This is a genomic window from Armatimonas sp., assembly GCF_043757465.1.
Classification (GTDB): domain Bacteria; phylum Armatimonadota; class Armatimonadia; order Armatimonadales; family Armatimonadaceae; genus Armatimonas.
In genome coordinates this window covers 1-22,410 of sequence record NZ_JAYVPL010000083.1, presented here as the reverse complement: position 1 = coordinate 22,410, position 22,410 = coordinate 1, and the positions used below count along the sequence as shown (strand labels likewise).

At 57.3% G+C, this 22,410-nt stretch carries 24 protein-coding genes; 4 read left to right on the top strand and 20 right to left on the bottom strand.

From position 1 onward, the window contains the following. Positions 1–81: 81 nt before the first annotated feature. From ACH2ED_RS11235 to ACH2ED_RS11220, 4 genes are all read right to left on the bottom strand, one after another. Positions 82–315, bottom strand: coding sequence for a hypothetical protein (locus tag ACH2ED_RS11235; protein WP_395091061.1), 234 nt, complete (start codon positions 313–315; stop codon positions 82–84). Between the two features lie 14 nt (positions 316–329). Beyond that, on the bottom strand, positions 330–458 hold the full coding sequence (locus ACH2ED_RS11230; protein WP_395091059.1) for a hypothetical protein: 129 nt from the start codon (positions 456–458) through the stop codon (positions 330–332). Positions 459–735: 277 nt separating this feature from the next. Beyond that, on the bottom strand, positions 736–1,836 hold the full coding sequence (locus tag ACH2ED_RS11225) for a hypothetical protein (RefSeq protein WP_395091057.1): 1,101 nt from the start codon (positions 1,834–1,836) through the stop codon (positions 736–738). 14 nt (positions 1,837–1,850) lie between these two features. Then, positions 1,851–2,765: a family 43 glycosylhydrolase gene (locus tag ACH2ED_RS11220; RefSeq protein WP_395091055.1), complete on the bottom strand. Its 915-nt coding sequence runs from the start codon at positions 2,763–2,765 to the stop codon at positions 1,851–1,853. 64 nt (positions 2,766–2,829) lie between these two features. Between ACH2ED_RS11220 and ACH2ED_RS11215 the strand changes: the two genes are divergently transcribed. Next, on the top strand, positions 2,830–3,930 hold the full coding sequence (locus ACH2ED_RS11215; protein ID WP_395091053.1) for a hypothetical protein: 1,101 nt from the start codon (positions 2,830–2,832) through the stop codon (positions 3,928–3,930). Positions 3,931–3,935: 5 nt separating this feature from the next. Here the strand turns inward: ACH2ED_RS11215 and ACH2ED_RS11210 are convergent, their stop codons facing one another. Both ACH2ED_RS11210 and ACH2ED_RS11205 read right to left on the bottom strand, forming a co-directional pair. After that, positions 3,936–5,600, bottom strand: a complete 1,665-nt coding sequence (locus ACH2ED_RS11210; RefSeq protein ID WP_395091051.1) for a PPC domain-containing protein — start codon at positions 5,598–5,600, stop codon at positions 3,936–3,938. A gap of 51 nt (positions 5,601–5,651) precedes the next feature. Next, positions 5,652–6,542 (bottom strand): family 43 glycosylhydrolase, encoded by an 891-nt coding sequence (locus ACH2ED_RS11205; RefSeq protein ID WP_395091050.1) that lies wholly within the window; start codon positions 6,540–6,542, stop codon positions 5,652–5,654. Positions 6,543–6,614: 72 nt separating this feature from the next. Between ACH2ED_RS11205 and ACH2ED_RS11200 the strand changes: the two genes are divergently transcribed. The 3 genes from ACH2ED_RS11200 to ACH2ED_RS11190 all read left to right on the top strand — a co-directional run bounded on the left by ACH2ED_RS11200 (position 6,615) and on the right by ACH2ED_RS11190 (position 8,175). Next, the gene (locus tag ACH2ED_RS11200; protein WP_395091048.1) at positions 6,615–6,872 is read left to right on the top strand and encodes a hypothetical protein; all 258 of its coding nucleotides are present in this window, start codon (positions 6,615–6,617) and stop codon (positions 6,870–6,872) included. Between the two features lie 75 nt (positions 6,873–6,947). Continuing rightward, complete coding sequence (locus tag ACH2ED_RS11195; protein ID WP_395091046.1) at positions 6,948–7,364, top strand: hypothetical protein; 417 nt, start codon at positions 6,948–6,950, stop codon at positions 7,362–7,364. Next, positions 7,342–8,175, top strand: a complete 834-nt coding sequence (locus ACH2ED_RS11190) for a hypothetical protein (RefSeq protein WP_395091044.1) — start codon at positions 7,342–7,344, stop codon at positions 8,173–8,175. Before ACH2ED_RS11195 ends, ACH2ED_RS11190 begins: the two co-directional genes overlap by 23 nt. A 77-nt stretch (positions 8,176–8,252) precedes the next feature. Here ACH2ED_RS11190 and ACH2ED_RS11185 read toward each other — a convergent pair whose 3' ends face one another. From ACH2ED_RS11185 to ACH2ED_RS11120, 14 genes are all read right to left on the bottom strand, one after another. Next, positions 8,253–9,284 carry a sialidase family protein gene (locus ACH2ED_RS11185; protein ID WP_395091043.1) on the bottom strand — a complete coding sequence of 344 codons (1,032 nt, stop codon included), beginning with the start codon at positions 9,282–9,284 and terminating at the stop codon, positions 8,253–8,255. Further along, positions 9,277–10,416, bottom strand: a complete 1,140-nt coding sequence (locus ACH2ED_RS11180; protein WP_395091041.1) for an arabinan endo-1,5-alpha-L-arabinosidase — start codon at positions 10,414–10,416, stop codon at positions 9,277–9,279. The genes ACH2ED_RS11185 and ACH2ED_RS11180 overlap by 8 nt, the downstream gene beginning before the upstream one ends. 1 nt (position 10,417) lies before the next feature. Continuing rightward, complete coding sequence (locus ACH2ED_RS11175) at positions 10,418–11,242, bottom strand: carbohydrate ABC transporter permease (protein ID WP_395091039.1); 825 nt, start codon at positions 11,240–11,242, stop codon at positions 10,418–10,420. Next, a complete protein-coding gene (locus ACH2ED_RS11170) occupies positions 11,239–11,772 on the bottom strand; it encodes a GNAT family N-acetyltransferase (RefSeq protein ID WP_395091037.1) in 534 nt (177 codons plus the stop codon). The genes ACH2ED_RS11175 and ACH2ED_RS11170 overlap by 4 nt, the downstream gene beginning before the upstream one ends. After that, positions 11,773–12,642, bottom strand: coding sequence for a carbohydrate ABC transporter permease (locus ACH2ED_RS11165; protein WP_395091035.1), 870 nt, complete (start codon positions 12,640–12,642; stop codon positions 11,773–11,775). It abuts the gene before it with no gap. After that, positions 12,639–13,874: an ABC transporter substrate-binding protein gene (locus ACH2ED_RS11160; RefSeq protein ID WP_395091033.1), complete on the bottom strand. Its 1,236-nt coding sequence runs from the start codon at positions 13,872–13,874 to the stop codon at positions 12,639–12,641. Before ACH2ED_RS11160 ends, ACH2ED_RS11165 begins: the two co-directional genes overlap by 4 nt. Before the next feature lie 9 nt (positions 13,875–13,883). Further along, the gene (locus tag ACH2ED_RS11155) at positions 13,884–14,168 is read right to left on the bottom strand and encodes a hypothetical protein (protein WP_395091032.1); all 285 of its coding nucleotides are present in this window, start codon (positions 14,166–14,168) and stop codon (positions 13,884–13,886) included. 3 nt (positions 14,169–14,171) lie between these two features. Then, a complete protein-coding gene (locus ACH2ED_RS11150; RefSeq protein WP_395091031.1) occupies positions 14,172–15,884 on the bottom strand; it encodes a CRTAC1 family protein in 1,713 nt (570 codons plus the stop codon). Then, on the bottom strand, positions 15,881–17,827 hold the full coding sequence (locus ACH2ED_RS11145; protein ID WP_395091029.1) for a tetratricopeptide repeat protein: 1,947 nt from the start codon (positions 17,825–17,827) through the stop codon (positions 15,881–15,883). The genes ACH2ED_RS11150 and ACH2ED_RS11145 overlap by 4 nt, the downstream gene beginning before the upstream one ends. A gap of 63 nt (positions 17,828–17,890) precedes the next feature. Continuing rightward, positions 17,891–18,826 carry a prepilin-type N-terminal cleavage/methylation domain-containing protein gene (locus ACH2ED_RS11140; RefSeq protein WP_395091027.1) on the bottom strand — a complete coding sequence of 312 codons (936 nt, stop codon included), beginning with the start codon at positions 18,824–18,826 and terminating at the stop codon, positions 17,891–17,893. A gap of 145 nt (positions 18,827–18,971) precedes the next feature. Then, entirely contained in the window at positions 18,972–19,721 is a 750-nt protein-coding gene (locus tag ACH2ED_RS11135) for a hypothetical protein (protein ID WP_395091025.1), read from the bottom strand. A gap of 68 nt (positions 19,722–19,789) precedes the next feature. Then, positions 19,790–20,176: a phosphoribosyl-AMP cyclohydrolase gene (gene hisI / locus ACH2ED_RS11130; RefSeq protein WP_395091024.1), complete on the bottom strand. Its 387-nt coding sequence runs from the start codon at positions 20,174–20,176 to the stop codon at positions 19,790–19,792. Next, the gene (locus ACH2ED_RS11125) at positions 20,173–20,742 is read right to left on the bottom strand and encodes a hypothetical protein (protein ID WP_395091022.1); all 570 of its coding nucleotides are present in this window, start codon (positions 20,740–20,742) and stop codon (positions 20,173–20,175) included. Before ACH2ED_RS11125 ends, hisI begins: the two co-directional genes overlap by 4 nt. Before the next feature lie 35 nt (positions 20,743–20,777). After that, entirely contained in the window at positions 20,778–21,989 is a 1,212-nt protein-coding gene (locus ACH2ED_RS11120; protein WP_395091021.1) for an amidohydrolase family protein, read from the bottom strand. Between the last annotated feature and the right edge of the window lie 421 nt (positions 21,990–22,410).

The following is a 22,410-nucleotide window of genomic DNA, read 5'->3' as shown; positions in this document are numbered from 1 at the left end:
TAACAGAAGCGGCGGGCAATGATTGCCGGGAAAGTCTGGAGGCAAAAAGAGTCTAAATTAAAAAAGAAAAGTGTCTCAAAATCATTGACATATTCCGTCTCGATTCCGCAGAAAACCCAGGTAAAAACAAGTCACGAAGAGGATGGTGTGGACAAGAGAGCGTGCGCCGCTGAGCTCAGGGGTCGCGATAAAGTTCGTGCCCAGGAGCGGCACGGAGACCTGTGCCCGGTAGAGATAAACAAGAACGCCCGCACTGACGAAAAAAGCTCCCGAGAGGAACTTGCAGATGTCTTGCCAGGGAAGTTTTTTGAGCATCGTTGCCTCTTTGTTTACCCCCGTAACAGCAAGTCACCGTCGCCGGGGGGGATGATGGTCTCTAGGACGCGCACTTGGTCGGTTTCGAGTAAGACTTTATGGTGCTGCGGGGCCGCAGTCACCGCAGCGAGCTCGTCAAGCATCGTATTCGCTTTTTTTCTTTTTTATTCCTTACGGGTACGATACCTCGGGGCTTGCCCCGTTCACCTTTTGGAGTGTCCTCGACTCTCTCAGGAGTTGAGGTTCCCAATTCCTCAGTCCTTGAGATACTTCGGGGCTTGCCCCGGGGAGTTTCATTGCAGCCAAACCCATGCGCGTAGAGAAGCACCGGACCTTCGTCACCAAAAATTTGGACATTGTTACGCGTGATGATATTCATAAACCAGTATTTTCCCCAAGTATTGTAGCACAGACAAATATTTAAATTCGTCGTAGTAAGTCACCGTCGCCGGGAGGGATGGTGTGGGTTTTACTGACTTTGCCCGTGGCGGCGCTTTTGTGGAGCACGTCAAGCTGGATTTCAAAGGATTTGGCATCGGGGAGCACGCAGACCACGCGGCCTTTGTCGAAGTCTCTATACCAGCCGAGTGGGTGGGCTTTGTCGGCCATCCCAAGCGGCGTCCCACGCTCAATCGGCCTTCCCAGCGACTTGTTCCAGAACTCATACCAGCGGTGGCGATGGTCGGGAGTCGGGAGATCGTTTGGGTCGGAGAAGAGGCAGTAGCCGCCCGAGAGACAGAGCGTCAGGGTGGAGATCAGGCGCATGAGCTGTCGGTCATCGCGGCTCTTATGGTACCAGCTCTCCACACAGTTGATACGCGGCTGGCGCAGGCTCCGCTCCGCCCACTCCAGAGTTTGGGCGATTCGCCGCCAGTCGTCGGGGGTCTTGCTGCGGTAGCACTCCATGAAAAAGCCATTGATCAGCGGCGCGGTGCGCGGTGTCTGCCGATCATTGGCGTTGGCAAGAATCAGCGCATTTGGCCCGATGGCCTCGCGAACGGCTTTTGCCAGCGCGACTCTCTCCTCGTCGTCTATCCACCAGTCCAGCATCACGCCATCAAGTACCCCGCTCGCCACGGCGGCTTTGGCCTGCGCCGCCACTTGCTCACGAAACGCGGGATTGGCGAAGTCCAGCAAAAAATAGCCGCCCTCTTCCCAGCCGGGCGCACGCTTGCCGATTTTATCGCGCTTCCACCAGGCATGGTTCTCTGGCAGATAGCTCGTGTGGGCGTCTCTATAGCGAATCTCAGCGATGAGCACCGTATTGGGGTTGCGCGTCAGAAGCTCCGCCCGGCGCTTCTTTGCCGCTTCGATACTCTCCGGTGTGAAGCCATCGGCCAGCCCGGTGGGTTGCTTATTCCAGCGCAGGCCGAAGAACTCGGGGCCTTCAAAGATTAAGTCGTGGCGTGCCAGCATTGCGTCGGCAGAGATGCCTTTGGGCTCGTCGGCGGGGCTCCATGCCTGAAATACCGACGGAAACCCGCGCTCCGCGATGCGGCGTGCCAGAGGCTTCTCAGTCATATTGCATTATAACCCTAAATTCCTGGCGCAGGCTGTGGTGTCGTCGTAGGTGCAATGGCCTGTGGAATGCCACCCTGCCAGCTAAGTCTTTCCAAGCGCAGTGTTCGGCCTCTTGGATTGGAGCCGTAGCGTGGCTCGTTTGTATCGCTCCAGCCGTGGTAGAGTAGCCAGTCGTCTTTGTTTTTCCCGACTGTCACCACGCACTGATGCCCCGGCCCCCAGACACGGCCCGGCAGACTGGCCAGAATTGCGCCCGTTTTTTTGTAGGGCCCAGCGAGCTTCTCACTCACGGCGTGGGCAATGCAGTAGCTGGCCTCGCGCTTGCTGGACTCAAACCAGCCCGCGGAGTAGAGCAGATGGTACTTTCCGCCCCGCACCAGTACAGTGGGGGCCTCGTTGACGCCGCGCTCCCAGGGCTCCGTGGGTCGGACGATCTCGATAGGTTCTCCCACGGTGCTCAGCCAGTCGCTTGCGAGCTTGCACATCACAATGCGGCGTGGCTCCTCCTCGGAGTAGAGCAGCCACGCGCTACCGTCTTTTTCGAGATGCACCGTCGTGTCAATCACACCCACTTTATTGTTCTCGCCGCTCACCAGAATCGCTTTGTGCACAAACGGCCCTGTTGGTTTGCTTGCAACAGCGATCCCGATATCGTGTTTTTTAGTCTGTGGATTCAGCGCCGAGTAGGTCATCCAGAGCGCGTTTTTGTGGGCGATTACCTCGGGAGCCCAGAGGTGCTCTTGCGACCATGGCGGCGTGAAACAAATTCCCTTGTGCGTCCAGTGCACCAGGTCACTGGACTCCATCACCTGAAAGCCTCTTCCCCGTGCAAATGTCTCCGTGGCGTAGGCATAGAACCGGCCCTTCCAGGCAAGCACATGCGGGTCGGGGAAGTCCGCGTCCCAGACTGGGTTGGTGTACGTGTTCATGGTTTTAAGTGTACCGTGTTGTAAATGGGAACAGAAATGCGCTCCACAAGGTTGCGAGCTACATATGATGAGCTATGCACGCGCCCGGCTGTGGCTGGGAATCACCGGGGTCGGGACGGTTGTGGTTCTCGCGGCTCTGCTTCTTCTCGTCCAATTTCCGTTGCGATTTCTTTCGGCAAGTACAACGCCAAACCCCAGCGAGCTAAGAGAGCTGCTTCTTGTTCTTCTTGCCTACGCGGTTCTCAGTGCGCCCTTTGATCTCTTTGGCGGCTTTGTGCTGCCCGGCGAGTATGCTCGTAGCAAGGCGAGCTTTCGGGCGTTCTTTGGCCGCTGGCTCCGTGGGGCAGTGTTGCATAGCGGCTTGCTTCTCACTTTCAGCCTGGGGTTGCTGAGTGCAGCACGGGCGGGCGGCTCGCTGCTAGTGTTGGGCGTTTTCTGTGGCTTGCAGCTCGCACTTCTGCTTCTACAGCCCCTTCTGGCACAGGTGATGGGTGGCCTGCGCTACTCGCCTGCAAAAGGCTACCTGCTTGCTTCAGGTGGGGAGCGCTACTTTACGGGCGGAGTTGTCGGACTGCCGGGCCGTGAGTCCGTGATTCTTCCCGCGCACTGGGTTGAGAAGCTGACGCCTGAGCAGCTAGACATGGTGCTTCTTCGCAAGCTTGGCGTTGTGCGGAGCGGCTCGCGTACACGTGGCTTGCTACTGGGCTTTGGCTGGAACCTGGCGGGCTTCTGCCTGGCGCTGGTGCTCTCGGGCGGAGCTTCGTCGGTGGCGGGATTGATCACAGTGAGCTTGTGGTTTACCCTCTGGTCGTTTCTGGGGCTCTTGCTACTCCCTCGCCCGTCGCAAAACGGTGTCTTTGGGGGAGATCAGTACGCACTACAACACGGCGTCTCGCCGGAGCTGCTGGAGGACGTGATTCGGAAACTCGATCAGGATCAGGACGACGAGTATGCCCGGTCTGAGAGAGTCGAACGCACGTTTCATCCGCTCCCCTCCGTGGAGCGACGGCTTCAGAGTTTTGCCAAGCCTCTCTTGGGCTTCGATGCCTGGCAGGGGGCGCGGATGGCGATCTACTTCTCCTGGGCGGGCCTGAGTTTTCTGTCACGGGCTGTCCACTGCAACTCAGGCCGCCCCGATGTCTGGGTTTTTCTTCCCAGCGACTAAGTGACTCAGTCCGCCTCGATCAGGCGGACGGTGACTTTGCCTGCCCCCACTTTACTGGAGAGCCAGATTGTATAGGTGCCCTCACGCACGGGGGTGAAGGCAAGCAGGCTGTTGCTCCCGCCGCCATTGTCGTCGTCGGTGCCCACCAGGGTGCCGTCGGGGCCGTAGACACGTACCAGGGTGTCACAGTCGGTTGAGCGTGCGCTTAAGAGTAGCGCCTGACCAGGCTTTCCGGTAAACGAAAAGATCAGAGGACTAGAGGTCTCCAGAGTCCCTTCCTGCCGCCCCCCGATGCTCAGGGGGCGTAGCGGAGTTGTGGTGCGGCGTAGCTCGTAGTTGCCACTGCCGCCGTCACCGAAGGCATGGACACGCAGAAAATACGCACCATTTGCGGTGAGTAGCGAGCGAATCCGCGCATTGCGCTCCGTGCCGCTTCCGTTATCATCGTTGCTGGCGACCAGAGTGCCTTGCTCGTTGAAGAGCTCCAGCGCGATATCGAACTGCTCCGAGTGGCCTTCCAGCAAGAGAATCTCGCCCGCTTTTCCGGTGAGCTGGAAAAACTCCGCCTTGCCTAGGGGCAGTGTTTCTTTCAGAGGCGCGAGGACATCCCAGCGACGCACAGTAGCGGTACTGGAGAGCGTGTAGCGCACAGGCTGTGCCTGCGGCTGCGCGATAGCCAGCTCGTAGAGTCCGTCTCGGTTGAGCACCACCACCTGTTCGCCTATGGCTTTGGCAGGCACGCTTAGCCGGGCCAGACCACGGGCAGCGAGAGCCTCGCGCTCCTCGATGGGCATACCATCAGGAACCATAAGCTCCAGATTCGTGCTCAGCGCCACCCCCTCCCCAAGCGTGCTGAGCCGCACCAGTTGGCCCATTTTCCCCTGAAAGCGCCAGAGATCCAGCCCTCCAGCCTTGAGCCCCTGCGGCTCGCTCTTCTGCGCCAGCGTGTGTGTGAGGACACGGGCGGCATCCAGGACAATGCCGCAGGGCTGCACGGTCTCCAGACGTAAGAAATAGCTCCCCTTTACTTTTGTACGTAGCTCCAGCCGGTTCCGATCCCCGAAGCGTGAGTTCGCTGCAACCGGCTCACCTGTCGGGTCGAAGATTGTCAGCTCGGGGTTGGAGGCACCCGAGAGCTGGATGAGCAGTGTCTGCGGCTCGGTAAGTGCCACCTGAAAGTAGGTCGGAGCCGTCAGGTGCCCGGCATGCGCGGCACGGCTTCCCATGACAAGCTCCTGGGGCGTAAAGCGGCGCAGGAGCAGGTCGAACTGCCCACCCGCTGCGCCTTTAAATGCCCGGACGAGAAGCTTGTAAGCACCTGCCGCCGGGAAACGATAGAGCAGGCGAGCATCTTGCTCCCCCTCACGCCGGTCATCGTTCTCGGCCAGCACTTTCCCGGCACTATCTACGATCTGGAGGGCGGAGTCGAAGTTAGTGGTGTCCACCTCAGCGATGAGCGTCTCACCTGCTGCCTTGACCGTCAGCGGATACTCGGTGAACTGACCAGGCGTAAGAATGCTGACCGCCTTCGTCACATCCCCGCTGCCACCGCGCCGCCCGGTTGTCATTCCCATTCCACCCCCAAAGCTACCGCCTCCAAAACCACCCTGTGCGAAGCTGGGCAGCACGGCTCCAAAGAGCGCGACAAAAGCAATTAGAAAAGTACGCATGGAAAACTTCCTCCGTGAACTTTGAGTCGGATACTTGGCTCTTGCCTTCAATCAGAGCGGCTTGCCGAACTCGGGCGTGTCGCCGCTCCAGGTGAAGGGCTGGGCACGGATCACCCGGTCCCAGCCGGAGCCAGAGTGTCGGGCACTGTGGTAGACAATCACATTGTCCACGAACGAGCAGTGCCCGGGGCCAAAGACACTCTCGGTCTTGGCAAAAACGGGAGTCGGGTGCTTTTTCCAGGCGCTCGGGTCGAGGGGGTCGCCGCCGGGGGAGAGTGTCAGTCTGCCCAAGCAGTAGTCGTCGCACCACGAGCCCGCCGCCGAGTAGATGACATGCAGCGTCCCGTTGCGCTCTAAAACCTGCGGGCCCTCGTTGATGGTCGGGAGCTGGCCCGGCCCGCCACTGCCGCGTTTTTCCCAGTCAAGCTCCGGCGATGAAATCCGCACGCGCTCGCCACTGGGGGTGAGGGGGTCGGCCATGGAGCAGATGTAGAGATGCTGCGCCGTATTCTCAGACCCTTCCCAGCCGGACCAGAGAAAGTAGAGCTCTTGGGTTTTGGGAAGGACAAGCAGTGTTCCATCAATTGCCCAGCGGTCTGGAGCCAGCGCTAGCTTCCCCGCGGACACATATGGCCCTAGCAGGCTCTCCGAGTGTAGTGCGATCATCCGATGATTCGCGTTGTCTCCATCGTCGGCGGCGACATAGATATACCAATCATTTTGGTAGAAATGCAGCTCCGGTGCCCAGATTTCTTTCGAATACGGCCCTGACTCCGGTGCCTGCCAGAGCCGCTCCGGCGTCGCCGTGCCCAGTCCCACAAGCGTCGCCGCCCGCCGAATCGCAACGCCATTTTTGTGCGCATGGCACAGAATAAACTGACCATCGTGGTGAATCACCCAGGGATCCGCCCCAGTGCAGATAGGGTTCGTGGGGGGCATCATATTCTTATAGCATACCCAAAATACCCCCATTTACGGCTAGGCAGGAGGAAAAACGAGTCCTACAATCTGTCTATGCCTGAGAAAAATTTGATCTCGCCCAATGCTTGCCCGCTCACTCCCGCTCTTCTCAGATTGCTTCGCCATGCCGTTACCCTCGGTACCACGAACAATAAAGAACTAGCTCGCTCTCAAAACTGCCCTGAAGAAACGATCAAGAGTAATTTCTATAGAATCAACACTATTTTTGGAACTCATAGTCGTTCAGAGGCCATTATAAAGGCAATTGCACATAAATGGGTGCAAATAAATAATGATAATGCCCCCATTTAGGGCTATCTACTTTGATTTAATCTTGTTAGAATACATACCATCACCCGTAATGAAGCGAAGGAGAGAAAGAAAGCAATGTCTGCCCGTACCCTAAAAATCATCTGCCTCGCCGTCGTCTTATCGAACGGGTTCTACTACCGGCTGGTCTTCTCGTCAGGAGTCTCCTGGCAGAAGCTAGCTGGCCCCGCGCTGGCCCGCTTCACCCCGATCTGTTCGGGACTTGCCGCCATCGCCCTCGTCGTCGCCGCCTTGATCGCCCTCAAAAAGCTCCGAATCCGCTCGGAAGCGACCGAGGTCATCACGGCACTGATTTTGGCCGAGAGCGCCACCGCGATCTTCGGCCTCCTGCTCATTTTTATGGGCCTACCACCCGAGAAGTTCCTCCGGTTCCTCGGCGCAACGTTATTCGTTCAGCTCGTCTGCATCACCCCAAGGGTGTTTGAAAAGACGGAAAAGGAAAGAAAAAAAGATGAATATTCAGAAAAGATTTAAGATGGGTTTCTTTGCTATTGGCGTAGTTATTACGGTAACTACTTTTGGTTACTTCTCTGGAGCCACTCAAGCCCAACAACCTGAGAGGCAAGTTCAGCAACTGCCCGCGCAAATTCCTGCTGAATTGCGTGCTCTCCTAAATAGTCCAGAGCAACCTGTTGATTCAAAAATTACAGCAGTGTCCCCCTATGATGTGCGTATTTGCTGCCCACCTCTGTCTCCGAAACTGATAGGGAAACCTCTAAAAGAGGTCGCTACGGGGGGAATTTCAGATCCTTTTTCTTTTCAATTAGGAGGACCTGATCTTGCGAACATCACGAATATCTACGATGGATATTTTAAGTACCTGAATACCATTTGTCCCTCAGCTAAGCAAATGCGAGTTTATTGGGTTGTTCGTGAGTTGTCTACCCCAGCGAATCAGACACCTAAGTATTGCATGGAGGGGAAAATCGTCGGGTACTCTTACCTACAATTTCCGGGGACCCACCTCCTGGCGCTAATGGGGCCTCTTAGCATAAACAAATGGTATGGGATTTCAATGTATGTCGTTCCAGAAAGCGGGAACTGCACTAAGCAATGCCGTCTGAGGATGTGCATTTCCTATATCAAGCGAATCACTCCTGGGTTTAAGACGGCTCCAGGGTCTAATATCCCCCCCAGTATCTCAACATTCGTTGATAGTCAGGGAGCAGTGATCCTGGAGCGTGATTCCGTTAGCGGCAAGATTCTTCGGGAGTCGAAACCTATGGAAGGAGATTCGCAAGCATCCGCTAATATTGACGCAGCCTGTGATAGTTGTAAACAATAGGGAAAACTTGACTTAGTTTCCCGGGATGCTCCCCTTTGAGCTTGAAGCTATCATCTCAAAGGGGGCTTTCTTTAGTCTCAGGGTAAGGTCAGCCCTTGAAGCGCGTCCTCAGCGAAGTTGATCCAGAGCGCGAGGAGCTTGTTTTTCGGGAGTGCGATGAGTCCTGGGAGGTAGTTGCGGTGTCCGCCGACGAAGATCGTCTCCGAGGCGCTCCAGGTGACTCCCGCGTCTCGGCTGAGGCAGAACTTGATGTCCAGGTGCAGCCCCGGCGGTGGTGTCCCTGACTTATCCGGCGTCTCCCGGGCTTCGTCGGTGCCGAAGATGCAGATCAGCGTGCCGTCGGTGCGCTTTGCGAGAAACGGTGTGAGGGCCATGTGAGGGCGCTGAGGGGCTGCATAGAGCAGGCGGCGTGGTGCCCAGGTCTGCCCGTCGTCGTCGCTGGTGACAACGCGGATGACACCGGGATGGGGCAGTTCGGTAGCCACACTCTCCAGGGCGCAGACCAGCCGCTTGCCCACAGCCACCACGGTTCCCATGCCGTCGCGTGAGAGTTTTTTCTCCTCGGCGCGGCTCATCACTACCGGCTCACTCCAGGTTTTAGCCTTGCTGTCCCAGAAGCGGCCCATCAGCCACTGGTGCCCCGAAAAGCCGCTAAGAAGTGGCGTGTTCTCGTCGTCGTAGACACAGAGGAGCCGCCCACCTGGCGTCTCAAATAGAAATGGCGCCCAGAGCCCCCGGCTTGGGCCGCCCGGCTCGGTGATAGTGTGCGCGGTGACGGTGGAGTGGGGCTTCCAGATCTTGGCGCCATCACTGCTCTGGTAGACCTCGATGGCGTAGGATTTTTGGGCGTGATGGTTGTGTCGGCAGACATAGAGCAGACCATGGCGCTTACTATCCAGAAACGCGCCATCGCCCAAGTCGGTGGCACTGTCGGGGTCGCGAATTACCGTAACGGGCTTGTCCCAGGTCTGGCCCGAGTCGCGGCTTTGCGATGCCAGTACAGCCGCGCCCTCTTTACCGTGCTCGGTGCGTGCGCCTAGCAAGTGCCCGTTGCGTAAGCGAACGGCGCCACGGGTGACGGGAATCTTCCAGGGGCTTGTCTCAGGCAACGCGCCGCCCTCGGAGGGCCTTGCCTTGCTGGTTGGTTCCCTGGTAGGTGGCGAAGTCTTTGGCGAGAGTCAGCTTGTCTTGCCAGGCATCACCCGGCGCTTTAGTATCGGGCCAGCGCACGGTCACCGTGAGGCCCTCGCGGCTCCAGGTTCCTCCTGGGGCACTGGTAGTTCCATCGGCTTTGAAGGTGAGCATGGTTGCCGCATCGCCGTCGGGCGTGTGCTCCCAAGCGCCGATTACGTCGCTCCAGCGCGGCGGCTTAGGCTGATCCTTCAGAGTGGGCCAGCCCGCACGATCCCAGCGCAGCGTGGCCATGAAGAGTGTTGGGACTCCGTTGCTCTCTGCATCGTAGGCGTGGCAAAGAAATAAATCGCCCACCACGGCGCAGTGCCCCGGTCCGCGCCAGCGCCCGCGCCCCTGGGAAACCGTCGTTCCGCCTCCGAGCAACAACGCCTTGCCCTCACGGTCGAGATATGGCCCTTCGATTTTCTGGGAGCGCCCAACCACGCTTTTATAGGTGCTATTGATGCCCCGGCAACAAAAATCATGGCTCACAAAGAGATAGTACCAGCCGCCGCGCTGGGTGATAAACGGAGCCTCGATTGCTGTGGAGCCGGGCCGGGCCGCGATGCACTTGGGCTCCGACGCGGGCTTGCCGGTCTTGGGATCGAGCTTTAGCAGAAAGATTCCCTGCCAGAATGAGCCGAAGCTCAGCCAGGGCGTCCCGTCTTTCTCCACGAAGATATTAGGGTCAATGGCGTTGTAGGGATCGCCGCGCTGGGACGTAAAGATCGGGCCGTCGTCGCGCCAGCCCTCGCCGCCGAGTTTTTCATTGCTGGCGATCCCAATCGCCGAACGCTGGCTTCCAAACGTCGAGACCGAGTAGGTAAGCCGCCAGCGGCCTCCCCAGAACGAGATATCGGGAGCCCAGGGGTTGCGCGTGCCAGGGACAACATCTTTGTGCCAGGCGGGGAGCGTCGTGAAAATCTCACGAACATACTTCCAGCTAATGCCATCGTCGGACGTTCGGTAGGGGATTCCCGTTCCTGTAGAAAATAAATGCCATTTGCCACCACTTATCGCAAGCACCGGGTCATGGACATGCTGAATATCGCCAGAGAGTTCTTTCATGTTATTCTTTGAGCCCCGAGGCGGCCATCCCCGCTAGAATATGCCGCTGAAACAATAAAAACGCCAGAACCGTTGGGAGGGTGCACAGAACGCCCGCCGCCAGAGTGAGGCCGTACTCATTGCCGTAGCTGCTCTGAAACAGTGCGACGCCAACCGGTAGCGTGTAGTGGTCCACGGAGTCTAAGTACACGAGCGGCCCGAGAAAGTCGTTCCAGGAGCCCACAAACACAAAGATCGCCAGCGCCGCCAGCGGAGACTTGCTCAGCGGCACAATAACGTTCCAGAAGATTCCCAGCCGTCCACAGCCGTCCATCTCGGCAGCTTCCTCTAGCTCGCGTGGGATACTCGTGAAGAAGCTATGGAGCATGAAGAACCCGAAGGCACTACCGCCCGCCGGGACAATCAGTGCCAGCGGCGTGTCCAGCCAGCCCAGCGCGTTGAGCTCTAGATAAACCGGCACCAGAAGGATCTGTCCTGGCACCATCAGTGCCCCAATGATAATTGGGAATACCCATTTCTTGCCCGGCAGCTCCAGCCGTGCAAACGCGTAGGCGGAGAGCGAGGCGACGCATAAGATCAGCAGTGTGGTTGCTGTGGCGATTCCTAGGGAGTTGAGGAACCAGCGCACCAGCGGGATCTCCTCGGGCGTGCCCAGCACTTCCTGGAAGTTTCCCAGCGTGGGGTGTTTGGGCAAGATACTATCAAACTTGATTACCTCGCCATCGGGCTTGAAGGCGGTGATAAAGATCATCGCCACGGGAAAGACAAAGATCAGTGCCGCAACGGCGATAAGCAGCTCCGCCAGTGAGAGTTTCCGTCGTTTCATTTGGAGCTCCACTCCCGTGCCAGCAGGCCATAGAGCGCGGTATCAGTGACCTCTCCGGCCACGCACCAGCGCTCGCGCAAGTAGCCTTCGCGCACAAAGCCTAGGCGCTCTAAGAGTTTCTGCGAGGCCAAGTTGCGCGGGTCAATATCCGCCTCCAGCCGACGCAGTCCCAGAGTGCTAAAGGCATGGTCAATGGCAAGCCCAACGGCCTCTTGCGCTAGCCCTTGGCCCCAGCGGGACTTTGCGAGCAGGTAGCCAAGCTCGGCGCGGCCTCCTGAAAGGTTAAGATCGTGTAGGGTGACGGTTCCAATAAGAGTTCCGTCCTGTTCGATTCCCCACGGGAGCACGACACTCTCAGCGGCTCCGGCAATATCCCGTGCTAGACGCGCCTCGGCCTGCTTGAGTTCGGTGTAGGGCGGATAGCTCCAGTAGCGCATTGCCTCAGGGTCGGAGAAGAGAGCAAAGATCGCAGGGGCGTCCTCTGGTGTCATCGTGCGTAGACCAACCCGCTCGCCCGTGAGAGTTTCCACTTACTTTTTCTCCCGCATCAGCCGGAACTGAACCACGGAGAAGACAGCGATTACCAGAAAGAGCAGCCAGGAGATCGCGGCGGCGTAGCCCATTCGGTAGTTATTAAACGCCGTATCGTAGATGTACTGCACCAGCGTTCGCGTCGAGAGCTCCGGGCCGCCACGGGTGATCATAAAGACCTGCCCGAAGACTTGAAAGGAGCCAATGACGTTCATGATCATCGAGAAGAGCAATACAGGGCGCAGGAGCGGCAGTGTGACACGCCAGAAGATCTGCGAGCTGGTTGCGCCGTCTATGGCCGCCGCCTCGTTGTAGGAGGTGGGGATGTTCTGAATCGCCGCGAGTAACACCAGCATGGGGCCGCCCAGAGTCCACCAGAGCGTCATGATCACGATCGCGGGCATGGCCCAGTTCACGTCCGAGAGCCAGGCGATCTTGATGCCAAAGAACTTCGTGAGGTAGGCGTTAAAGAGCCCAAACTCCGTGTTGTAGAACCAGCGCCAGAGCAGGCCGACCACGCTGACCGTGAGCAGGTGCGGCAGGTAGCACAGGGCCCGCCAGAGAGCCCGTCGCTTCTCCGAGACCTGTGCGAGCCCGACCGCGAGAAGCAGTGCGAGAATGAGAGTCGAGGGAACCGCCATTAGTACAAAGCGCACCGTCGCCCAGAGTGCCTTGGTGACATACTCGTCCTTGAGTGCCTCCTGATAGTTGGCACTCCCCACGAACTGCGCGGGCCGCGTGGTGAGAATATCCCAGCGAAAGAGACTCAGCCCCAGCCCGAAGAGCAGCGGCCCCAGCATAAACGCAACAAAGAGAATCAAGTGCGGCGCGGCAAAGAGCCAGCCCGAGGCATCATTGCGCTTCTTCATGGCGTCGCCTCGCGCTTGATGATCTCGTTGATACGCTTTTCGGCGGCGGCGAGCGCTTCTTCAGGGCTGGCCTTACCTCGCAGTATTTTCTCGACCGCCAAGCCGTACTCGGTCTGGTACTCGAAGATAAAGGGCAGGCGTGGCTGGTACTGAACAAAGGGAATTTGTTTTGCGAAAGCACTCTGCACCGCCATCGCCTGAAACTCCTTGGTAGCTCGCAGGCTCGGGCGCGTGGGAATCTGGCCGCCAGCGGCCCAGTCCACGCTGTTGTCTGAAAGAAAGCGCATGAAGCGCCACGCGGCACGCTGTTTCTCGGGTGGGAGCCCCGCCTTCAGGCACAAGTTATGTGAGTCGGCCCAGACGGCGCTGTGATTGGTTACTTGCGGCACGGGGGCACCCGCAAAATCCAGATCTTTCTGCTTCTGGAGATCAGCGAGCATGTAGATCCCCTCGAAGACCATCCCGATTCGCCCCTGCCGAAACCCGATCCAGGAGTCAATATTTTCGGGCGAGGGCACGAGACCCTCTTTGATAAGGCTCCGGCAAAACGCGAGCGCGGCGATATTCTCAGGGCTGTTGAGCGTGCAGCGCGTATAGTCCGGGGTAAACGGTGAGCCGCCGAACTGCTTCAGGAAGGTATAGGTACACGTCTCAAAGTTGGTAAAGACGTAGCCCCACTGATCAGGCTCGCCGCTCTTACCAGGCTTTTTAAGGCGGCGCATCGCCTCCAGAAACTCGGTGCGGTTGGTGGGCGGCTTTTCTGGGTCGAGCCCCGAATCGCGGAAGAGCTTTTTGTTGTAGTACATGCCCATCGCATGCACATCCAGTGGGAGGCCGTAGTGGCTACCCGCCACTTTGGCCGCTTCCCAGACATTGGCATCCATGTCCGAGGACGCGGGAAAGTCGCCCAGAATCGGGTCGAGCGGCGCGGCGAAGCCTGCACGGGCAAAGCGCAGCAGGGCGCGCGTGTGAAGAACAAAGACCTCGGGAGCGCGCCCGCCCAGCCCACCGACAAAGAGCTTGTTGTAGTAGGTGCCCCAGTCCATCCGTTGCATGAGCACTGTGATGTCGGGGTTCTCCTGGTTGAAGCGCCGCACGAGCCTTAGCATCGTGCGGCCATCAGGCCCCGTGAAGCCGTTCCAGAACCGCACGGTCGTGGACGAGCCGCCCCGCCTGCAACCTGCGAGCGGAGCCAGCCCGAGTGCTCCAAGAAAACGCCGACGTGTCAGCATGTAGTACGCTTAGCGTCCCTGGCCCTGACCGCCTCCATAGCCCCCCTGGCCACCGGGACCCCCGTAGTAGCTGCCCTGAGGCCGCCCTCCTACATTACCGGTTGGCTTGGTCTTTCCTGCGGGCGGCTGTCCGTAGCTGGAACTATTACGCTGCATGTAGTTTGCTGATGTCTTAGCATCGGTGGGGCCCGTCTTATTCTCCGCACCGAACATGCGGTAGGCGACAAATCCAACGATGGCGAGTAAAGCCACCACGGCCCCGATAATTGCTCCCACTGGTATTGATTGCTTCATAGGTTACTCAACCCCTTTTCCTTCAACAATAGTTTTCATTGTATTTATTCCCAATTGGCTCAGCGTATCCTGCTTTCCCGAAGGCCAGCGAATCTCCACTGAGTCAATAGTTGTGGCACTTCCCAGCCCGAAAGTAAGCACGCGCTCACTTTCCGACAAAAAACTACCACCACTTCGTACGTAGCGCCGTTGCTTTTGCTTTCCTGTGCTCAAGGTCACCAGCGCACCAATCGCATCACGATTTGACTTTGTGCCGGTAAGCTTCAGGCGCAGCCAGTGATTTTGATTCCCACCATCGTTGCGCAACAACAAGAATTTTCCATTGTTGTCCACAATCCCGACATCGAGATCACCGTCGTTGTCAATATCGCCGTATGCGGCACCACGCCCCACTAGCTTATAGTTTATCCCAGACTGCTTGGTCACATCACTAAAATTTTCACCTTGCTTATTCTCAAAAAGTAGTGGTTCTTGTTTGAAGGTTAAATTGCTCTTATAGGTGCTGACAATATCGTCCACATGGCCGTTGGTGGCAAAAATATCTTGCCAGCCATCAAGGTTATAATCAAAAAAGAAAGTCGCAAACGTGACATTCGAGAGGCTTGGTGCCGAAATCCCACGGCTCTGTCCTTTCTCCTCAAACATTGTTTCCATGCCTTCCATTGGCTCAAAAAGCGAGAGACCCTCCTCCGCAAAATTGCCAATTACCAGGCCTAGTTTTCCATTGTTGCGAAAATCCGCGACATCAATTCCCATCCCCGCCTTGGCTTTTCCGCTCATCGAAAAGGCGATCCCACTCTCCACTCCCTTATCGGTGAAGTGCTTGCCCGCCTCATTCATCAGCAAAAAGTTAGCCCAGGTATCATTGGCAATCGCGAGATCCAGCCACCCATCGTGGTTATAGTCCGCCACGGCTATCCCAAATGACTTTCCCAGAGCAATATCTAGAAGCCCCAGCTCCTTGCTCACATCACGGAACTTACCCGTACCCTCATTGTGGAAAAGCGTGCAGCGGGCCCCTTCGAAGTTACCCGGAGGGCAGTAGCCACGGATTCCGTTTTTGCCACAGTATGGGTCAATCTCCGGAGACCACTTGACATACTGACAGACAAAAAGATCGAGCTTGCCGTCGTTGTCGTAGTCTAGCCAAGCGCTGCTACTGCTCCACTTGTGCTCTAGTTTCGTCCCCGGCAGCGGCACCCCGACCGTCCCACTCTCAGCCGTAACATCACGGAAGCCTTTGCCAGCTTCATTATGGAAGAGATGGTTAGGCCCGACCGCCGTCAGATAGATATCCTCAAAGCCGTCGTTGTCGTAGTCGCCTACGGCTACGCCCATGCCGTAGAGCGTGATCCCGAGCCCTAGCTTCGCCGTGACATCTTCAAACTTTCCCGTGCCTAAGTTGTGGTAGAGCTTAGGAGTTGTCTTAATAGGATTGGGGTCGCCAGGCCAGGTCGTGCTGTTCATGATGAGCAGATCAAGCTTGCCGTCGTTGTCGTAGTCGAAGAAGGCGAGGCCGGAGCCGACGGTTTCTGGCATGAGCTTGCGCCCCCGACTCCCATTGACATGCTGGAAATCAATCCCGGCAAAGTGCGCGATATCGGTGAAAACAATCGGGTGGTGTGCCGCGCTTGTTGTCGGGTTGCTTATTTTGTTGCCCGGCTGACAGCCCACCAGAAATACTACCAGGCTAAAGGCGAAAAAATGGCATTTCAACGGGCAATATCCTCAAGACTTTCAAGCTTCTCGGACATTCCTAACCGTCGGTAGAGTTCCCTGAGCGTATTTTTCAGCGCCGCATCCTTCAGATTCAGCGCGTAGGCTTTCTCGTACTGATTGACCGATTCGGAAGCATCCCCCATAGCGAGGAGCAAGGCCGCATACTCCGCAATCTCAGCGGAAGTGGCGTTATTGCGCCGCGCCTTGGTCTGAAGAGTCTGGCGTTTCTGCTCAAACGCGACATATTTTTGGTACAGTTTGAGCATCTCCTGGCTTCCTGCGGCGTTTCCCGACCGAGCATAGATTCGGCCCAGCTCCAGATAGGCGGGTCCGTTACCCGACTCTAAATCAATGGCGTGCTCGATACAACGTGCAGCTCGGGCGAGCTGGTTCTTGGCCGCGTAGCACTGCCCCAGCGCCATCCAGACATCTTCCTGATCGGGGAGCTGGAAGACAACGCGCTCGTACAGGGCGGTCGCTTTTGCCAGGCGATCCCCCACACTGTTGCGTGCGAAGTAGAGGCTTGCCAGATCTTTCGCGTAGGTTGGGTTGTCCGGATCGAGCTTGACCGCGCTTTCCAGCTCCGCCTCGGCCTCATCGCGCTTGCCGATCTTTTCGAGGATCACGGAGCGCTGGTAGTGGATCGAGGGTGCTTGTTTTGGGTCAAGCGTGATGAGCTTGTCGAGGCACGCTAGGCGTTCCTGGTACTGATCCGTGACCTCGTAGGCACGCAGTCGCAGAACTAAATCATCAACTGTCTCGCTCTTGGTGGCCTCAAAGATTGTCGCCAGGTACTCTTTTTTCTTCCCCAGCCCTAAGTACGCCTCGGCCATTGCGGTCAGCCCACGTCGCTTCTTAACGGGGTCTGTGGAGGCAGCAGCTTTGCGTGCCCGCTCCAGCGCGAGGGGGTAGTTGTGCTGAAGCCCAGCGGCGACGGCTTCCCAGTAGGTCGCGTTGTCCGTATCTCCTGCCTGACGGTAGGCCCCCATGACTTGAAGGGCACGATTGACATCCGGGTTGGTGAGCGCAAGCCGCTCTAGTGCCGATGCAGCACGCTTGAAATCTCCGCGCCGCGCGTATTCCAGGCCAATATGCTCGTAGACATCGGGAGCACTAGGGTTTATTCGATTGGCTTTCTGCCAGACTTTCAGTGCACCGTCGTGGTCTTTGAGCTTACTGAGAATCAAGCCATAGAAGTACAGTGCCGCCGGCTCATCAGGTGTCTTTTTAAGAGCAGCTTCTGCGTATTTTTTTGCGGATGCCGCCTCACCTGCCGTGAGGGCACAGCGCGCCGCTAAGATATAGCCACCCGTGTAGCTTGGGTTTGTCTCGACCAGATACTTTGAGACACCAAAGGCGGATTTATTATTTCCACACTCTAAAAAAGCCAGGCTCAGACGTTCTAGCTCCTGCGTGGAAAGCGATTTCTTATCCACACCCTCCCAGAAACGGCCCAAGACTTCATCGGCTCTTTTTGAGACTCGACTATTGATGTAAAAGCCTGCCAGGTTTGCCACGGGCTCCCATTTTCCAGGAGCGAGCGCAATCGCTTTTTCCAGCTCTGGCTTTGCCCGATCTGGCTCGGCAAGATGGGTTAGCGAACGTCCCAGGGGACCAGAAATCTGCATGTCAGGCACTCCCAGGGAGCGGGCTGCCTCTAGGTTGCGCCGTGCCGCGAAGTAAAAACCGGAGCGTTCCTCAACAATTCCAAGGTTGAGATAGGCCTCTTTATCGGTGACATCTTTCTTGAGGCGAGCCTGCCAGTAGCGCTGCTTCCTCTCAAGGCTTGCGGAATCAGGAGGGAGAGGGGGTTTTCGTGCCATCCACCGGGTAAGCGCCAGTGCGCCCAGTGCGATCCCGAGCGCTATACATAAGAGGGGAAGCAGGCCATTGCGACGTTTAGTAGGAGGTATCGGTGCGGCTTGAGATTCCAGATCCATGAGCTTAACGAAGGAACAACGCCGGAAGAAAGCTCTCCCGGCGTTGCAATCTCGATAACGAGCCTACCAGGCGGAGCCTGTGTTCGCATTTCCGCGAACACCAGTCTCGGCAAAGAGATCGTAGGGGCCACCCCAGTCGGCCTTTGTATCGAAGGCACCGCCAGCGTTACGACCAATCTTGGTTTTGCCCGGGATAATCCAGTACTGACTCAGCTTGATCGCCTTTGCGTGACCATCAAAGAAGATCACGTTACAGAAACCCGCGTGACGTGCCACGGGGAACAGGGCAGCATCTCCCCCCCCGTCCCAGCTAGAGCGCAGCGGAGTCTCGAAGCGAGCGGACGGAGCGGCGCTGTAGCCACCAGCCCCCTTGTAGTTATCCGGGTTAGCTCGGAAGGCAGTACGAGCGGCGGCGTTGCTGGACCACATATTGCCATCCGCACCGATCGTCAGTGCCCCGGAGTCGGCAAACATGACTGTATCCGCAGGGCGGCTGTAGTTTGCCATCGTCGGAACATCGCTATCCCAGGTAGTCATAGGGTCGTTGATACCGTAGCCGATTCCCTTGTTGCCACGCGTATTCTCGGCATCGTCTGCCCAGTCCGGCCCTTGCGGCGCGGAGAGGCTAGGACAAACCAGCACATTGAAGTTCTTCACGTAGGGCTGAATAATGTAGTGCCAGAACCGCTTCCAGTCCGCCACGGAGCCATTACCAGGCCCTCGTCCTGTGTAGACACCCGAAGCGCCGTAACCCAGCTCACTGTTGGCATAGCCCATGTGCGCCGGCAGAGAAGCTTCGTCGTAGTCCTGCGCATACATCATGGCGCCGATTCCGAGCTGCTTGGTATTGCTCAAGCAGGCGATAGAGCGAGCCTTCTCGCGTGCCTGTGCAAAAACGGGGAAGAGAATTGCTGCCAGGATCGCGATAATCGCGATCACCACGAGGAGCTCGATAAGTGTAAAGCCTGCCTTCTTAGCAGACACCAAAGTTGTCTTCATATAGAAAACCTCCCTGTAAAATTTCAACGATGATTCTCAAACTTTAGAGTCTTCAAAACTTTTAGAAAACCCGTTTAGATAATATATCATACCCCTGCCTTCAAGCGCAATGGTAAGATTGCACAACTGCTCACTTCATTTCACTTCATGACGACACTGCGAAGATCGTGTCGCGGTTTTGGAGATGGCCTCGTAAGAGTTTTCGCGTGAGGGGTAGCTTACCATCAATCACGCCCTGTGCCTTGTCTATTGCGACAAACTTCTCCGCATTCTGAAGAGTCTTCTCTCCGATTACCACGCCCTGGGCGTAGAGCATGTGGTCGAACTCCTCACGCGGGTGCACCGCGCCGTCATGGATGTGCAGGGTGGGGAAAAACAGGGAGTTGCCCATGCGATTGTCGAACTCAAAGGCTATCGGATGGACACTGGCACCGTTTTTGGCCGCCGCCTTGAGCTGGAAAACCGTGAAGCCAAAGCGTCGGTAACCGGGCACCTGATCCCAGGTCTCTTTGGGAATCATAAAGCGCGGGTCGAGCCGGGCAAAGTCCGCGACAGTCGGCACAAAGCTCGCCACAAAATCCCCCACTTCCTCAACGGGCAATGTAGGATCGGCTGCCTTGGAAAATGATTTCAGTCCGCGGCCACCAGATCGGGTAGGGGGCTCGACGGGAAAACCTTTCCTGAGATCCTCGAAGAAGCTGGCGTACTCTTTGAGGTTGACAAAGCGCACCGCATCGGGCTTGCCTTGCACCACAGGAATAGGTAGGATCATGGCGACAGGCTTTTGCGCCTTCCAGCGCATCTGGTAGACCACAAACTGGCTTCCTTTGCCGGTCAGCCGCGCAAAAATCCGCGTGTTGGTCACGCTCTCCACCGCACCGGAAAAACAACACATAAGACTCGTCCTCCAGTCCGTTGGACTCAGGGAAGCGGTGGGGGCTTCATTTGGCCATCTCCCCGTCCCTATTTCTTGCCGTAGAGGGCTTCCGGGTCGGTGAGAACCGGAGCTATTTCGACCCACTCACTCTCTTGCGCCTCGCGGAAGTAGCATGACTCGTGGCCGGTGTGGCAGGTGGGGCCGAGGGGCTCAGCGAGAATCAGTAGGGAGTTTAGCTCGCAATTCACACGAATTGAGTGCACGAGAAGAAACATTCCGCTCGTCTCGCCCTTGAGCCAGAACTTCTGGCGCGAGCGGCTCCAGAAACAGACCTTTCCTTCGCTAATCGTGCGCAAGAGCGACTCGCGGTTCATAAAGCCTAACATCAAGACGGTCTGGTTGGCCGCGTCCTGAACGATTGTGGGAACCAGCCCATTCTCGTCAAAGCGAAGGGTATCTATCAGAAAATTCATGCGTTCTTTTTTCGTTCCGGGAGGTTGCGCGGCTGGCGGCGTGCGACTAGCCAGAGTGCCTCATCGTAGCCATCGCCAAAATCCACGCGGGTGACGGCGGAACAGGAAAATTTTTGGATTTCCCCCCACTCGGCCCCGCGTGAGACCGCCTGAAAGTGTACCTTCTTTTTCCCAAACCCCACCACACGCCCAATGTGAAACGAGCTGCCCGTGCGCTCCTGGAAGACCTCAAGGAGCGGAAAGTGCGCCCCCACCGATGAGAGCAAGCCGGGCATGTCCACGAGCAAGAGATCCGGCTGAGGCTTGGGGCGCTCTCCCAGCAATTTGAGCGCAACGGGAGCGAATGTCTCGTCCTCAGCACACTCCTCGATATCTTTGATCCGAATAGCAGTGTAGCCATTGAGCCGCATCGTCCCTGCGTTCAGAACTTGCAACAGCACCAGAGTGTCCGTGGCACTCACCACAAAACCGCGCCACGGGCGCGTGTCCCAGCCTCGGCGGACCCAGACCAGACTCTCGGTGGTGTAGGCCAGCTCCAGTGCGCGAACGATCTCCCCACGTTTCATGACTCTCCCCTCCTGCATTCTTTATCGTACACCCATCAAGACAAATTAAAACACGCCGCTTGATTGCCCCCCATCCATCGCGCCGCCAGCGTGAGGGCTTGTTTCTCCGTGAGAAGACCCTCGCTTACCTCAGCTTGCAGTGCCCGCGTCAGCCACGCCCGCGCCTGAAACGCATAGCTCACGCTGGCATTAGGCCAGAACGAGTCGCCGCCAAAGGCAAAGAGCTTGTTTGCAGGAACCGCGTGAATCACATGGCGCACAAAGTCGCGGGTGGCATACGGGTCAATACTCCACGCCCAGCAAAGGTCCAGGAAAACATTGGGAAAGTGCTTGGCAAGCGCTATTTGCTCGTGGCCGTACGGGTAGCTGGTGTGCATCAGAACAAAACGTGCCTCGGGATAGCGGCGCAGGAGCCCCGCCAGCAAGCCCGACGGCACGCGCTCGATGGGCATGTAGCTATGGCCTGCATAGTACCCGGTATGGATCTTAATCGGTAGTTCATGCCGGATCGCTTCCTCAATGCACCGCGCAAACATCCAGTCTCCCAGCGCGCGCTTATCGGCCTCCGTAAGCTCCTCAGATTTCCCCAAAAGCGGCCTGATCTCGCTGTCCGTGCGCTCCTGCCAGTGTAGGGTTCGATTGTAGGCGTGCTGGCTCTTGATCGCAACGGCCTTCGGGGCCCACTGCGCGAAACTGCTGCCGATGTGTTCTCGAATGACCTCAGGAGTGGCGCAACCCTCAGGGACATTGCCCTGCACCAGCCCCACCACACTAATATCGTACTGGAAGAAATTATCGTCACTCGGCTCACACTCCCAACGAAAATCATCTATCTGGACATAGGAAAGATTAGCAATATATCTCAAGAGCCGCAGCCGCTCGCCGGGCTTGCACAAACTATCCGCGATCTTCTGCGCCGCCGGAAGCGCTTCGACAGCAAGCTCATCCATCCCATAGACCCGCTTTGCCGTCAACCGAACCGCCTCGCCGTAGCCCGTGTGCTGGATCGCCTCCCAGGCAGCCCGAACGCCTAAGAAGCGCCCGGCAAGATCGGGGTCATTACGATCCGTCAGCCGTTTCAGCGCCTCGGCGCTCGCCCCCGCGACCCGGAGATCGGCCTGCGTGTAGTGGTCGAATAAGTCCTGTAAGACATCAGGGCCATCGGCAAGAAACTTCTCCTCCGTGTGCAAGTGCTCGTGCGTGTCCGCCAGCGGCGTCGCGGCGATAAATGCGGCAAGGTCAGTCATTGATTTTCCTTATGTTATCCGCCGATTGAAAGTGGGCGTCAGAAAGCCTTAGGCTGAAAAGTCGCTCCGCGACAAAGAAGAGGCCCGGTAGTCGCGGAGCGACTTTGTGGCGGAACGCCCTCAGACGCCTACTTTCAGTGGGCGGGCGCTGGATTGGGTCTGGGTAGCGTCCATATTTCTATTCTATCGGAACCAGAAAGCCGCGCAAGGGACTATCTCAAGTGCTCCTTGATAAGTGCAATCAGCTCCGTCTCTTCGCAGCGCATGGCCTGGTAGAGTCTAATCTTGTCCCGTAACTTTTTTTGCCAATGGAACCAAAATTGCTATGGAGGGAGTTATGAAAACCCAAAACTCTCTCCCCGAAAAATCAGATGCCACTTCTAAAAAAAAGAGCAATGCTCCTCAGAAAATATAACTTCGG

Excerpts from the sequence above, each read along its gene's own strand:
- ACH2ED_RS11235 (WP_395091061.1), bottom strand. The coding sequence starts at position 315 with ATGCTCAAAAAACTTCCCTGGCAAGACATCTGCAAGTTCCTCTCGGGA.
- ACH2ED_RS11210 (WP_395091051.1), bottom strand. The coding sequence starts at position 5,600 with ATGCGTACTTTTCTAATTGCTTTTGTCGCGCTCTTTGGAGCCGTGCTG.
- ACH2ED_RS11145 (WP_395091029.1), bottom strand. The coding sequence starts at position 17,827 with ATGGATCTGGAATCTCAAGCCGCACCGATACCTCCTACTAAACGTCGC.
- ACH2ED_RS11140 (WP_395091027.1), bottom strand. The coding sequence starts at position 18,826 with ATGAAGACAACTTTGGTGTCTGCTAAGAAGGCAGGCTTTACACTTATC.
- ACH2ED_RS11195 (WP_395091046.1), top strand. The coding sequence starts at position 6,948 with ATGTCTGCCCGTACCCTAAAAATCATCTGCCTCGCCGTCGTCTTATCG.
- ACH2ED_RS11225 (WP_395091057.1), bottom strand. The coding sequence starts at position 1,836 with ATGACTGAGAAGCCTCTGGCACGCCGCATCGCGGAGCGCGGGTTTCCG.
- ACH2ED_RS11200 (WP_395091048.1), top strand. The coding sequence starts at position 6,615 with ATGCCTGAGAAAAATTTGATCTCGCCCAATGCTTGCCCGCTCACTCCC.
- ACH2ED_RS11165 (WP_395091035.1), bottom strand. The coding sequence starts at position 12,642 with ATGAAGAAGCGCAATGATGCCTCGGGCTGGCTCTTTGCCGCGCCGCAC.
- ACH2ED_RS11215 (WP_395091053.1), top strand. The coding sequence starts at position 2,830 with ATGATGAGCTATGCACGCGCCCGGCTGTGGCTGGGAATCACCGGGGTC.
- ACH2ED_RS11120 (WP_395091021.1), bottom strand. The coding sequence starts at position 21,989 with ATGACTGACCTTGCCGCATTTATCGCCGCGACGCCGCTGGCGGACACG.
- ACH2ED_RS11125 (WP_395091022.1), bottom strand. The coding sequence starts at position 20,742 with ATGAAACGTGGGGAGATCGTTCGCGCACTGGAGCTGGCCTACACCACC.
- ACH2ED_RS11205 (WP_395091050.1), bottom strand. The coding sequence starts at position 6,542 with ATGATGCCCCCCACGAACCCTATCTGCACTGGGGCGGATCCCTGGGTG.
- ACH2ED_RS11135 (WP_395091025.1), bottom strand. The coding sequence starts at position 19,721 with ATGTGTTGTTTTTCCGGTGCGGTGGAGAGCGTGACCAACACGCGGATT.
- ACH2ED_RS11175 (WP_395091039.1), bottom strand. The coding sequence starts at position 11,242 with ATGAAACGACGGAAACTCTCACTGGCGGAGCTGCTTATCGCCGTTGCG.
- ACH2ED_RS11190 (WP_395091044.1), top strand. The coding sequence starts at position 7,342 with ATGAATATTCAGAAAAGATTTAAGATGGGTTTCTTTGCTATTGGCGTA.
- ACH2ED_RS11230 (WP_395091059.1), bottom strand. The coding sequence starts at position 458 with ATGCTTGACGAGCTCGCTGCGGTGACTGCGGCCCCGCAGCACCATAAA.
- ACH2ED_RS11160 (WP_395091033.1), bottom strand. The coding sequence starts at position 13,874 with ATGCTGACACGTCGGCGTTTTCTTGGAGCACTCGGGCTGGCTCCGCTC.
- hisI (WP_395091024.1), bottom strand. The coding sequence starts at position 20,176 with ATGAATTTTCTGATAGATACCCTTCGCTTTGACGAGAATGGGCTGGTT.
- ACH2ED_RS11155 (WP_395091032.1), bottom strand. The coding sequence starts at position 14,168 with ATGAAGCAATCAATACCAGTGGGAGCAATTATCGGGGCCGTGGTGGCT.
- ACH2ED_RS11220 (WP_395091055.1), bottom strand. The coding sequence starts at position 2,765 with ATGAACACGTACACCAACCCAGTCTGGGACGCGGACTTCCCCGACCCG.
- ACH2ED_RS11180 (WP_395091041.1), bottom strand. The coding sequence starts at position 10,416 with ATGAAAGAACTCTCTGGCGATATTCAGCATGTCCATGACCCGGTGCTT.